This is a genomic window from Paractinoplanes toevensis (assembly GCF_018332695.1).
Lineage (GTDB): Bacteria > Actinomycetota > Actinomycetes > Mycobacteriales > Micromonosporaceae > Actinoplanes > Actinoplanes toevensis.
In genome coordinates, this window is sequence record NZ_BOQN01000087.1 from 101786 (window position 1) to 114143 (window position 12358).

Sequence of the window (12358 nt, forward strand, 5' to 3'; positions counted from 1 at the left end):
GCCGCCATGATGACACGGCCCGGTTGCAACGGCCGTGGGGCGGTCCGGCGCGTAGGCGGCGAGTGCGTCACCACGCAGCGGGCCGGCCTTGGGATCGGCGACCTGACCTGGCTCGACCGGAAACGGAAACTCGGCTGGGCCGCCGACCTGCGCGAAGCCCTCACCCGCCCGGGCGGCTACGCCGCCGACAACACTGCCTGGGGCGGCAACTGGGCCATCACCCTGCCGGCGGCCGGCACCGCGCCAGTTCCGGCGCGGCGGCGCCGGAACTGATCTCCGACGCCACGAGACGGCCCACGCTGGGCGCGAGGCAGACGCCCGAGTGCATCACCGCCACATACAGGTACGGGCTGAGCCGCCCGATCACCGGCCCGCCCACCGGCATCGGCCGCACCCCGACCCGCCAGCCCACCGGCCGCAGCCCGTCACCGAAAGCCGTCCGCAGATGCCCGAGAGCCTGCCCGGCCGTGTCCCGCAGATCGCTCCACGACCAGGTGTCCCCGAGTGAGGCCGCCATCAGCAGCTCCCGCTCCCGAACCTCCCGCACCTCGAATCCGGGCCCGACCACGATGCCGCGCACCAGACCGGCCCGCCGAGCCCGCACCCGAACCAACATTGCCGGCGAGGTCCCGGCCATCCGCGCCACCGCCTCGCCGGATCCGGCTTGCTGACCCGTCCATGCCGATCCGGCCCGCCGGGCCAGCGCCACGCTGCCCGTCCCGGCCGCCAGCACCACGGTGGACGCCGGATGGAACCCGGCCGTCGACCCGACCCCGGCGGTGCTCACCTCGACCGCGGTCGCTCCCGGCACCACCCGAGCCCCGGCATCGCGGGCCGCAAGAAGGAACGCTCGCGCTGCCCGCACCGGATCCACCCCGCCATCACCCGGCCGATAAACCGCCTGTTCCGGAAATGTCCGGAGATGAGGCTCAAGCGACGCTATCGCCTCCGGCCCGACAAGCCGGCCCCCGGCCCCCATCGGCTGCCCGAGAAACATCAGCCCAGCCTCCTCGGGCACGGCCGACCCAGGCACGGCCGACCCAGGCACAGCCGACCCAGGCACAGCCGAGACCGGCACAGCCGGCCCAGGTGGTTCCGCCTGCGTGGCCTCCTCCGCCGTGATCGGCCAGCGCAGCGAGCCCGTCCACCGCACCCCGATCCCGGAAACCTCCCGCTGCACCCGCCGCCAGTCGGCAAGGACCAGCCCGGCCAGATCAGCCGCCCCGCCCGGCCAGTCACCACCCTCGTCACCGCCGATCCAGGCGAACGACGAGGCGGTCACCCCGGCGTCCCGGCCGATCACCGTGACCGGAACACCGCGACGGGCCAGGTGATAGGCGATCGAGGCGCCGACGATCCCGGTGCCGACCACGACGACCGGCTTCATCGGCGGGCCGCGTGGCAGGCGTTCGAGGCGCCGGCGATCGTCGGCCTCACCGCTCGGCCATGCCCTGTTCCGCGACCGTCAGCCACCGGTCGACGGTGGCCGCGTCGTGGTGGCGGATGGACCAGTCGACCTGCCGCAGGCTCATGTGGGCCCAGTAGGCCCGCCGCCGGCGGGCCGAGAGCAGGGTGAGGCGTTCGTCGACCGGCCCGGCCAGTTCGGGAGCCATCGCGGCCAGGTAGAAGCGCAGCGTGACCAGGTCGAAGTGCCGGTCGCCGCGGACCGCGCCGTCCCAGTCGACGACCCCGCTGAGCCGCCCGCCGGACACCAGCACGTTGCCGTGGTGGAAGTCCATGTGGACCAGGTCGTCGCCGATCATGTGGGTACCGCAGGACTCCCCGACCGAGCGGACCCACTCGAGCAGGCGGGCGGATCGGGGGCTGTGGGTTTCGAGGGGGCCGTGCAGGCAGAAGCCGGGGCCGTCACCGGTCAGGTGCAGTTCGGCTGGCTGGGGTGACGGCTCGGCCGCGAGCACCCCGGCTAGCCGGTCGTTGACCTGCAGCAGCTGCGCGACCAGGCCGGCGTCGAACGAGTCGGGTGGGGTGCCGGGCAGGCGCTGCTGCACCACGACCCGGACCCCGTCGACCCGTGCGGTCAACTCGTGCCGGGCGGTCGGCACCCCGGCGGCCCGGGCCCGGTCGGCGAGGGGACCGCATTGGGTGCGGGCCGCGGTGAGCACGGATCGCCGGCCGTCGGGCCATCGCACGTACGCCGCGCCGACCTCGCCGCCGGGGCACGGTCCTTCCAGGACCAGGCGCACCCCGGTGATCGCGAAGATGCGGTCGAGAACCCGCGGCGCGTCGAGGCGCGCCGACTTCGGCCACGCCTGGGTGGTCACGGGCGCTGCCCGGCAAAGGTCACGACGGCCCCCGACTCGTGACGGCGAACAGATTTCCTCCGGCAGACGCTAACCTGCCCGGCCGCACCGCGGTGTCGGCTAAGAGACCCTAGTCGATGCCGCCCGCGACGACATCCCCATTAGTTGGGGCCACGCTGGCGCAGGTAGGCCAGGACCGCCTCGCGGGTGGTGCGCACGCCGAACAGGGCCCGGGCCTCCGCGATGCGCCGGTTCGCGGTGCGCAGCGACAGGAACTCGGCCGCCGCGGCCGCCGCGATCGTGTCGCCGGCCGCCAGGCGGTCGAGCAGGGCACGCTGCTCCGGGACCAGGTCGGCGACCGCGTTGCCGCCGCCGTCGTTCGCTTCCGGGGTCGCACCCTGGCGCACCGGACCCAACCTGGACAGATCGTCCACGAGCGCCCTCCCCAGCATCGACTCGGCGTCACAGATCGCGACCACGCCCGCCCCGCGGGCGGCCGCGAGAACCGCCAGCTGCAACGTTTCCGCGTCGGTGATGCGGCCGTGCAGCACCAGGCGGTTACCGGTGACGTCCCAGGCCGGGTCGGGCAGGGCGAACCCGTCGCGGGCCACCCATCCGTCGCGGATCAGGCGGCGTATGACGGTGTCCGCGTCGCCGGGGCTGGCGACGACATGGCGAGGGGCGTCGGGCTGTCTGGTCACCGGCGTTCCTTGTGTATCTCAGGGGTGGCGAAGGCGAGGGCGGCGGCTTCCGTTCGGGTGCGGGCACCGAGCTTTCGCATACCGGCGCGGATGTGGGTGTCGACCGTCTCGGCGGAGATGCCGAGCTGCCCGGCGATGCGCCGGGTCGGTTCGCCCGCGGCGACCAGGCGCAACACGTCGGTTTCCCGGCGGGTGAGCTGGTTTCCGGAGCGGGGACTGCGGGTGTCACGGTGGATGTGATGCCGGCGCAGGCCACGCCGGGCACGCCCGGCGAGCACGGTCAGTCCGGCGTTGTCGGCGAGCCGCTCGGCGTCGAGCAGCGCGGCGACGGCCCGGTCCGGGTCGGCTTCGGTCAGGCCGGCCGCGAGCAGGCACCGCACCTGTTCCCTGACGGCGACGGGCCGCCACCCGTCGGCGGCTGCCGTGAACCCGGTACCGGTCGCCCACGCGGTCAGAGTGCGCCGCGCGGGAGTCGGTAAACCCGGCGGGATGGGCGGAGTGCCCATGGCGCCGAGATCGAAAGCGGCCCAGCGGGCCGTGATCGCATGCAACCCGGCCAGCAGCCCGCGGCTGTCACCAGGCGTTTCCCTGGCCGCGCGGTCCGGCTGCCCGTCGAGCCACGCGGTCTCGCGTGTCACCCATCCGACAGCCGGGTGCACGGGCGCGCCGTCCAGCCGGGCCCGGGCCGCCCCGAGCAACCCGGTGTCCGCCTCGATCAGCGCCGCGGCCGCGGCCGCGTAACCCCGGGCCTCGTCGGGGATGGCCCGGTCGGTCAGGTTGGCGCTCCGCCGGAAGATCTCGTCGGGGTCGGCCTGGGCGGCCCGCTGTCCGCTTTCTTGGGGTACGCGGTCGGACCGTTCTCCCTGGAGATCACCCGAACCCGCCGCCGCGCCGGCCTGAGCGGCCCGAACGCTCCGCACGCCGCTACCGGCGGCGTGCATGGCCGCCGGCTCCGCCGTCCCCGGCGCCGACGGGCCGAAGCCGGCCTGGCCCGCGTCGGGCGCAACGGCCGGCGGGGACAGGGTGCCGTGCAGGGCGGTCGCCCAGTCGGCGGCCGCCTCGAAGCGGGTCTGCCAGCCGTAGGCCAGGCCGGCGGCGCACTCCTGGGCCGCGCCGAGAGCGGCGGTGGCCGCGTCGAGCAGCTGCCCGTCGGCCACCAGGTGCTCGACCAGCAGCCAGGCGCTGAAACGGGTGATCAGCGGGTCGCCGCCGATGGTGGCCGCCGCGTACAGCGCCGCGTCCCAGCCCGGAGTGCGGTTGGTGGCGTGCACGGCGGCGACGGCCGCGGCCACGCCCTGCGGCGGGTGCGGATAGCGGGCGCTGATCTTGCCGGCCAGGTCGGCGGCGGACACCGGGTCGGCGGCCAGTTCGGCCAGCAGCAGAACCCGGTCGCGGGCGGCGAGCACCGGCGCCGGTGACGCGTCGGGCACACCCGCAACCGCGGCCCGCGCCGCGGCGGGAGCCCCGGCCTGCAGCAGCGCCTCGCCGCGCAGCACGTCGGCCTCGACACCGAGCGGGGTGCCGGTGGTCAGGACCTTCGCCGCCGCGGCGGCCCGCCCGGCGGTCAGGGCGGCGTCGGCGGCGGCCAGCCGCACCCGCGGGTCGATCGGGGTGTCCAGGTCGCAGGCGAACAGCAGCAGCGCCGCCCGTTCCCCGCCGGTGGTGCGGTCGGCCGCGGCCAGGGCCCTGCGGTGGGCGCCGGCGAGATCACCGGCGGCGGCCAGGTGCCGGGCCGCCTCGGCCGGCGGGGTCAGCTCGGCGAGACGGGTGTGCAGCTCGACGCGGCCGGCCGCGTCGAGCAGGCCGGCGGCGGTCTCCGCCACATAGGTCGACACCGGGGTCAGCTCGCCGCCCGGACCGGCGGTGATCAGGCCGGCCGCGTGCAGGTCGGCGGCGCCCGGGCCGAGCAGCGCGGCGGGGGCGGGCCGGCCGAGCAGGCCCAGGGCGGCCAGGGCGGTACGGGCCGGGCGGGGCAGGTCGGCGAGGGCGGTCGCGATGGCGTACGCCACCTGGTCGATGCCGGCGCCGCCGGGTGCGCGGCCCGCCGCGGCCTGCCGGGCCAGCGCGGTGATCGCGAGGGGGTTTCCGCCGGCCCGGGCCGCGACCGCCGCGAGAGCGTCCTCGGGCAGCCCACCGGCGGTGCGGCGGGCCAGGTCGAGGGCGGCCACCGGGCCCAGCGGCGGCACCGTCAGCCAGGCCGCGGCGGCCGCGCGGAGCGCTTCGACGACCGGTTCGGGCAGCCGGTGCGGGGTGCGCAGGGCGACCAGGACCCGGCAGTGGGCGGCCAGCAGCGGCAGCGCGGCCAGGGTGGCGGCGTCGGCGTACTGGATGTCGTCGAGGACCAGCAGGCCGCCGCGCACCCGGGAGCGGACGGCCTCGGCGAGCAGGTGCACGTCGTCGGCCGGGAGCCGGGCCCGGACTGCCCGGGACAGCGCCAGGGCCGGGGTGGTACGCAGCATCGCCAGGCCACCGCCGGTGTGGGCAGGCCCGGCGACCTCGGCGCTCAGGCGGCGCAGGGCGGTGGTGCGGCCGCTGCCGGGCGGGCCGGTGAGCACGACCAGGGCGGGGCGGTGCAGCAGGGCAGCGGCGGAGGCAAGCGGGTCAAGATCTTCCGCCACCTGGGCCCCTTCCCCTTCGCGTCGGTCGGCTGTGGCACGAACACGGGATCCCGTGCCGCACGGTCATCCGTAGGCTGTGCCGTGGCGGGCACCCGGCCCGCCCGCCGCAGCGGAAGGGTCGAGGTGACGACCGTGGTCTTGCCATTGTCGCCGACAGTGTGCACGGCTGACGAGTCGTCGTGAGCGGCCCCCTCAGTTCAAGCGTGGCGACTCTCTGTGACGAGATGGCCGCGCGGACCGGTATAGAGGCCGGTAACCAGCTCAGACAGATCCGCGACCGGCTCGGCGAGCCGTTACGCGTTGCTATTGCCGGTCGATTGAAAGCCGGAAAGTCGACACTCGTCAACGCCCTGATCGGGCGGCGGGTGGCGCCCACGGCGGTGGGTGAATGCACGAGAGTGGTCACGCGCTTCCGGTACGGACCGGCCGACCGGGTCGACGTGGTGTGCCGCGACGGGCAGCGGCGCAGCCTCCCGCTCGACGACGACGGCATGATCCCGCAGCGTCTCGGCGTGCCGTCCGCCCGGGTGGCGTACGTGGACGTGACCTTGACCAGCGAGAAACTGCGCGATCTGACCGTGGTCGACACGCCCGGCCTCGCGTCCACCGACACGGTGGTGTCGGCCCGGGCTGAGGAGGCGGTCGGGGTGTCCACGGCCCCGTTCGACGCCGACATCGACGCCGCGTCCACACATGAGGTGGCCGCCGCCGAGGCGGTCGTCTACGTGTTCACCCAGGCGGTGCGGGCCGACGACGTGCGCGCCCTGGAGGCGTTCCGGGACTCCTCGGCGCGGCTGGCGTCCAGCCCGATCAACGCGCTCGGCGTGTTCGGCAAGGTCGACACCCTGGCCGGTGGGCCGGGCGACCCGTGGCCGATCGCCGGCCCCCTCGCTGAGCAGCAGGCCGCGCTGCTGTCGCGTACCGTCTCGGACGTCGTTCCGGTCGTTGCCCTGCTGGCCGAGACGGCCGAGGCCGGCCGGCTCACCGACGCCGACGGCGCCGCCCTGCGCGAGCTGGCGAAACTGCCGGTCGAGCAGCTGCGGGTGCTGCTCGCCTCGGTCGACCTGTTCCGGTCGCGGCCGGCCCCGGTCGACGCGGCCCGCCGGGAACGGCTGCTGACCCTTCTCGACCTGTACGGCATCGGTTTCGCCCTGGCGCAGTACGCGGCCGAGCCGCAGCTGAGCACCGGCGAGCTGATCCGGCGGCTGGTCGCCGCGTCCGGCTTCCCCCGGCTGCGGCACACCCTGGACGAGTCGTTCCGGTGGCGGGCCGACGCGATCAAGGCCGGCTGGGCCCTGGCCCGGCTCGAGCGGCTCGCCGGGCACGCCCGCGACGAGAAGGACCGGGAGATCCTGCGCGACGCCGTGGAACGGCTGCTGCGCGACCCCGCCTACCACCGGCTGCGGCTGCTCGACGCCGCCCAGCGGGTGGCGACCGGCGCGGTGCGGCTGCCCGCCGACTGGGAGGCCGAGCTGACCCGCCTGGCCACCTCCGAGGACCCCCGGTGGATCCTGCGCCGCCCGCACGCGAACGCCGACGAGCTCGCCGCCGCCGCCCGGGAGGCCGCCAACCGGTGGCGGGTGTACGCGGTGGCCGGCGCCGGCCCGGCCCAGTCACGGATCGCGCAGGTCGTGCACCGCGGCTTCCACCTGCTCGCCCAGCAGGTGACCCGATGACCGGCGACCTGACGAAAACCCTCGACACCGCGGTCCGCGACACCCTCGCCTACGTGCGCTCGCAGGACCCCGACGCCGGCGCCGACCTGGCCGAGCTGCGCCGCCGGGAGCTGATCCGCCCGTCGCTGGTGGTGGTCGGCGAGACGAAACGCGGCAAGAGTTCGCTGATCAACGCCCTGCTCGGGGTACCCGGCCTGTCCCCCGTGGACGCGGCCGTCGCCACCGCCACCTACCTGCAGTTCGTCCCCGGCCCGTTCGCGGTGAACGCCTGGCTGCCCGGCTCGGCCGCCCCGATCGCCGTCGACGACCTGCGCGCGTGGGCCACCGGCGAGCAGAAGGCCCGCCGCATCGAGGTGTCGCATCCGGCGCCGCTGCTGCAATACCTTTCGCTGCTGGACACCCCCGGGGTCGGCGGCCTCGACCCGGCCCACGCCACCGTCGCCCTGGCCGCCGTCGACCGGGCCACCGCGCTGCTGTTCGTCGCCGACGCGTCCGCCCCGCTGTCCGAACCGGAGCTCGAGTTCCTGGTCGCCGCGAGCGAACGGGTCGACGCGGTGGTCTTCGCCCTCACCAAGATCGACGCGTATCCGGGGTGGCGGCGCATCGCCGACGACAACCGGGCCCTGCTGCGCGCGCACGCCCCCCGCTTCGCCGAGGCACCCTGGTTCCCGGTGTCGTCGTCGCTGGCCGAGCTGGCCCGCCAGGCACCGCCCGGCGAACAGGCCGCCCTGGTCGACGCGTCGAAGATCGCCGAACTGCAGCACGCCCTGGTCGACCTGGCCGGGCGCGGTCACCAGCTGCAACTGGCCAACGTGCTGCGGGCCGCCCGCGGCGAGCTGGCCCGCCTGGTCGACGCGGCCGCCGCGAAGGTGCAGGCCGCCGAGGCCGACCCGGCCCGCAGCGCCGCCGTCCGCGCCGAACGCTCCGCCCTGGCCGCCCGCAAACGCACCGAGTCCCGGCAGTGGACGCTGCTGCTGAGCACCGAGACCCAGCGCGCCCGGGTGGAGACCGTCGGCCGGCTGCGCACCCACATCGCCACCCTGCAGCAGGACTTCTCGGCGCGCATCGACACCGGCCGCGGCGAGACCCTGTCGAAACTGCCCGACGCCGTCGACGCCGACCTGCAGGCCCTGTCCGCGGTCATGTCGCAGCGCCTGGAGGAGACGTTCTCGCAGGTCGCCGAGAAAGTCCTGGCCGAGGTGTTCGACGCGGCCGAACGGGCGAGCATGCTGGGCCGGCTCAACGCCACCCTGCGGCACGCCCTGGCCGCGTCCCCGCCCCGCGACGGGTCCGGGGAGAACATGCTGATCGCCCTGTCCGCGGGCGGGATCGCGTTCATGGCCGGCCGCGGCGCCATCCTCGGCGCGTCCGCCCTGGCCGTCGGCGGGGTTCTCGTCCCGGTCGCCGGGATCGGACTGGGCCTGGCCGCCGGCGGGTACGTGCTGTGGCGGCGCCGGGTGCAGACCGACCGGCAGCAGGCCCGGATCTGGCTGCGCGACGTGCTCGGCGAGGCCCGCGCCGCCCTGGCCGACGAGATCGCCAACCGGTTCACCGACCTGCAGTACGCGCTGGGCGTCGCGGTCGACGACGCGGTCGAACGGCGGCTGCGCGACCTGGACGCGCACATCGCCGAGATCGACGCGGCGGCCGCCGAGGACGCCGCCGGCCGGGCGAAACGCCGGCAGGCCGCCCAGACCGAGCTGGAGAGCGTACGGGCGAAACTGCGCCACACCGACGACGTGCTGATCCGGGCGCGGGCCCTGACGCCCGTCCCGCAAGACGAGGAGAACCGATGACGGATCACCACGACTTCGCCGACCACTTCGGCGACGACCATCACGACCCGCTGCCCTTCGACGACCACCAGGTCGACGACCACGTGCCCTGGGACGACCATCAGGTGGAGGTCCCCGGCCACGAGGACGTCCCGTTCGACGACCACCACGTCGAGTACGCCGGAGAGGACCACCCGGCGGCAGAGCTGCCCACCCCGGAGGCCGACACCACCCCCGACCTGCCCGAGGCGGAGCTCAGCGACAGCGTCTTCCCACCCGCCGTCGACGTCGGCGAACTGCCCGAACCGGTCGACGGCTTCCCCTGGATCGACACCGGCAGCCTCGGCCTCGCCGACATCCAGGCCGCCCTGCACGAGACCGGCACCACCGACCCGGTGCAGCCGGCCGAACTCGCCGAATACGCCGGCACCGACCTGCCGCCCGGCACCGACCCGTGGGCCACCCTGGCCGAATCCGACGACCCCGCCACCGCCGCCCTCGCCAAGTGGTGGTCGCAGCAGAACTGAGTACGCGGCCCCTCCCACCACCCGGTCGCGGGATGGCAATATGACCCGCGCCACGCAACGACGACCGGGAGAACTTGATGGCCGCGACCACCGGCACCCCCACCGACAGACCCGCGGCCGGCCGCCGGGAACGCACCGGCTGGTACTTCTACGACTGGGCCAACTCGGCGTTCTCCACCACCGTCCTGACCGTCTTCCTCGGACCGTTCCTGACCACCGTCACCAAGGTCGCCGCCGGATGTGAGCTGGGCGCCGACGACTGCACCGGGCGGGTCCACCCGCTCGGCATCTCGGTCGCGGCGGGCTCCTTCTACCCGTACGTCGTCAGCCTCTCGGTCTTTCTCACCGTCTTCGTCCTGCCGGTGATGGGGGCGGTCGCCGACCGCACCCCCCGCAAGAAACCGCTGCTCGCCGCCACCGCGTTCACCGCGGCCGCGGCCACCGTCTGCTTCGCGTTCGTCACCGGCGGCAACTACCTGCTCGGCGGGGTGCTGTTCCTGATCGCCAACATCTCCGGCGGCGCGTCGATCGTCGTCTACAACTCGTTCCTGCCGCAGCTGGCCGGCCCCGACGAACGCGACAAGGTGTCCAGCCGCGGCTGGGCCCTCGGCTACCTCGGCGGTGGCCTGCTGCTGGCGTTCAACCTGGTGGCCGTCACCATCCTGTCGATCGACGGCAACGACCAGCGCACCCTGGACATCGCCCGCTGGTGCATCGTCTCGGCCGGCGTGTGGTGGGCGGCGTTCACCCTGATCCCCCTGGCCTGGCTGAAGGAACACCCCGGCGCCGAGTCGACCGAGGCCAGGGGCAACGTGCTGATCGACGGGTTCCGGCAGCTCGGCGGCACGATCCGCAACATCCGGGCGTACCCGCTGACCCTGTTCTTCCTGCTCTCCTACCTGATCTACAACGACGGCATCCAGACCGTCATCGCCCTGGCCAGCCAGTACGGCACCGAGGAACTCGACCTCGAACAGTCCACCCTGATCATCACGATCCTGCTCGTGCAGTTCCTCGCGTTCGGCGGCGCCCTGCTGCTCGGCGCGATGGCCGCGAAGGTCGGCGCCCGCAAGACGGTCCTGTTCAGCCTGGCCCTGTGGCTGGGCGTGGTGGTCGCCGCCTACTGGCTGCCGGCCGGCGAACCGCTGCCGTTCATGCTGCTCGGCGTCGCCATCGGCCTGGTCCTGGGCGGCAGCCAGGCGCTGTCGCGCAGCCTCTACTCCCAGCTGATCCCGGACGGCCGCGAAGGCGAGTACTACGGCTTCTACGAGATCAGCGACAAGGGCACCAGCTGGCTCGGCCCGCTGCTGTTCGGCGTGGTGTTCCAGCTGACCAACAGCTACCGCTACGGCATAATCTCCCTCGTGGTGTTCTTCCTGGTCGGCGGCGCGCTGCTGGCGATGGTGCCGATCCGCCGCGCCATCGTCGCCGCCGGCAACACACCCCCCAGACTGCTCTGATGGACATCCACATCGACCCCGACTCGCCGACCCCGCCGTACGACCAGGTGCGGCGGCGCATCGCCGAGCTCGCCGCCGACGGCACCCTGCCGGCCGGCACGAAGATCCCGCCGGTGCGCGCCCTGGCCACCGACCTGGGCCTGGCGGCCAACACGGTCGCCCGCGCCTACCGGGAGCTGGAGGCGGCCGGCCTGGTGGAGACCCGCGGCCGGGCCGGCACGGTGATCACCGCCCGGGCGACCGGCACGTCCGTGCAGGCGCAGCTGGCCGCGGCCGCCTACGCCGACCGCACCCGAGCGCTGGGCATCCCGCCGGAGACGGCGCTGGCCCTGGTTAAGGCCGCGCTGCAGGACTGAACGGGGGTGCGACGCCCCAGCCCCAGTGCGGCACCGGGGCGTCGCGGGCCACATCGGCGCCGGGTTGCGAGTTGAGCCGGGCCAGCCGGGTGCCCCACTCGATGTAGCCGAGGAACGCCGCCCGGAACTCCGGGTCCTCGGGCAGCCCGGCCTCGTCGGCGGCGTCCTGGATGAGGTTGACCCAGCGGCGCCGCTGCGGCTCGGTGATCGCCATCCCGACGTGCTTGGCCACCATGTGCGGGTAGCCGCCGTGCTCCCGGGTGTAGGCGGCCGGACCGCCGAACACCTCGGCCAGCCAGACCGCCACACCGTGGGCGTGCTCCGGCGACATGCCCGCGAACAGTGGACCGAGCAGGTCGTCGGTGACCACGCGGGCGTAGAAGGCGTCGGTGAGCCGCTCGAACGCCTCGGTGCCGCCGGCCCACTCGTACAGCGTCGGTGTCATGCGGATCAGCTCATCAGGGGCGTCGCCGTGCCCGCAAGTACGCACATAATGGTGCGTGCCCAAGGAATACAGCTGTCCGGTCGAGCTGACCGTCGACGTCGTCGGCGGCCGGTGGCGCACCGTGATCCTGGCCCGGCTCAAGGAGGGCGTGCACCGCTACGGCGAACTGCGCCGCCTCACCCCGGGCATCAGCGAGAAGATGCTCACCCAGCGGCTGCGCGAACTGGAGGCCGACGGCCTGGTGACCCGCCGCGACCACGGCACGGTCCCGCCGCACGTCGACTACGACCTGACCGACGAGGGCCGCACCCTGATCCCGGTCCTGCAGGCGATGTACGACTGGGGTGTGGCCCGCGCGGCCCGCACCGGCACCGCCGTCTAGAGATCTTCCGGGTCGAGGTCCCGCCAATGCCAGAAAACAAGCTTCCCCGAAACGGAGGGCGGGACGCTTTCAAGCGGAAGATCTTTCGGTACGCGCCGACTCAGTCCCGTGGCACGCGGTCCCGGCAGGTGCCACCCACCCTCCGCGCGCCCGCTGC

At 74.4% G+C, this 12358-nt stretch carries 12 protein-coding genes; 7 read left to right on the top strand and 5 right to left on the bottom strand.

Going from position 1 to position 12358, the window contains the following annotated elements; genetic code table 11:
* The first annotated feature begins 6 nt into the window (after positions 1-6).
* Positions 7-273: a hypothetical protein gene (locus tag Ato02nite_RS33460; RefSeq protein ID WP_213010670.1), complete on the top strand. Its 267-nt coding sequence runs from the start codon at positions 7-9 to the stop codon at positions 271-273.
* Here Ato02nite_RS33460 and Ato02nite_RS33465 read toward each other — a convergent pair.
* From Ato02nite_RS33465 to Ato02nite_RS33480, 4 genes are all read right to left on the bottom strand, one after another.
* Positions 218-1387, bottom strand: a complete 1170-nt coding sequence (locus tag Ato02nite_RS33465; protein WP_213010671.1) for an NAD(P)/FAD-dependent oxidoreductase — start codon at positions 1385-1387, stop codon at positions 218-220. The genes Ato02nite_RS33460 and Ato02nite_RS33465 overlap by 56 nt on opposite strands.
* Positions 1388-1433: 46 nt before the next feature.
* A complete protein-coding gene (locus tag Ato02nite_RS33470) occupies positions 1434-2282 on the bottom strand; it encodes a phosphotransferase (RefSeq protein WP_213010672.1) in 849 nt (282 codons plus the stop codon).
* A 140-nt stretch (positions 2283-2422) separates the two neighbouring features.
* On the bottom strand, positions 2423-2962 hold the full coding sequence (locus Ato02nite_RS33475; protein ID WP_213010673.1) for a LuxR family transcriptional regulator: 540 nt from the start codon (positions 2960-2962) through the stop codon (positions 2423-2425).
* A complete protein-coding gene (locus Ato02nite_RS33480; RefSeq protein ID WP_213010674.1) occupies positions 2959-5580 on the bottom strand; it encodes a LuxR C-terminal-related transcriptional regulator in 2622 nt (873 codons plus the stop codon). The genes Ato02nite_RS33475 and Ato02nite_RS33480 overlap by 4 nt, the downstream gene beginning before the upstream one ends.
* Positions 5581-5783: 203 nt before the next feature.
* Here Ato02nite_RS33480 and Ato02nite_RS33485 point away from each other — a divergent pair, with 203 nt between their 5' ends.
* The 5 genes from Ato02nite_RS33485 to Ato02nite_RS33505 all read left to right on the top strand — a co-directional run bounded on the left by Ato02nite_RS33485 (position 5784) and on the right by Ato02nite_RS33505 (position 11374).
* Complete coding sequence (locus Ato02nite_RS33485) at positions 5784-7256, top strand: dynamin family protein (RefSeq protein WP_246607741.1); 1473 nt, start codon at positions 5784-5786, stop codon at positions 7254-7256.
* Entirely contained in the window at positions 7253-9052 is a 1800-nt protein-coding gene (locus Ato02nite_RS33490; protein ID WP_213010676.1) for a dynamin family protein, read from the top strand. The genes Ato02nite_RS33485 and Ato02nite_RS33490 overlap by 4 nt, the downstream gene beginning before the upstream one ends.
* Positions 9049-9558, top strand: coding sequence for a hypothetical protein (locus tag Ato02nite_RS33495; protein ID WP_213010677.1), 510 nt, complete (start codon positions 9049-9051; stop codon positions 9556-9558). The genes Ato02nite_RS33490 and Ato02nite_RS33495 overlap by 4 nt, the downstream gene beginning before the upstream one ends.
* 77 nt (positions 9559-9635) lie before the next feature.
* Positions 9636-11018, top strand: a complete 1383-nt coding sequence (locus Ato02nite_RS33500; protein WP_213010678.1) for an MFS transporter — start codon at positions 9636-9638, stop codon at positions 11016-11018.
* On the top strand, positions 11018-11374 hold the full coding sequence (locus Ato02nite_RS33505) for a GntR family transcriptional regulator (RefSeq protein WP_213010679.1): 357 nt from the start codon (positions 11018-11020) through the stop codon (positions 11372-11374). Before Ato02nite_RS33500 ends, Ato02nite_RS33505 begins: the two co-directional genes overlap by 1 nt.
* Here the strand turns inward: Ato02nite_RS33505 and Ato02nite_RS33510 are convergent.
* Positions 11352-11819 (bottom strand): group II truncated hemoglobin, encoded by a 468-nt coding sequence (locus Ato02nite_RS33510; protein ID WP_213010680.1) that lies wholly within the window; start codon positions 11817-11819, stop codon positions 11352-11354. The genes Ato02nite_RS33505 and Ato02nite_RS33510 overlap by 23 nt on opposite strands.
* Positions 11820-11874: 55 nt before the next feature.
* On the opposite strand from Ato02nite_RS33510, the gene Ato02nite_RS33515 reads away from it, so the two are divergent.
* Complete coding sequence (locus Ato02nite_RS33515; protein ID WP_213010681.1) at positions 11875-12201, top strand: winged helix-turn-helix transcriptional regulator; 327 nt, start codon at positions 11875-11877, stop codon at positions 12199-12201.
* Positions 12202-12358: the final 157 nt, after the last annotated feature.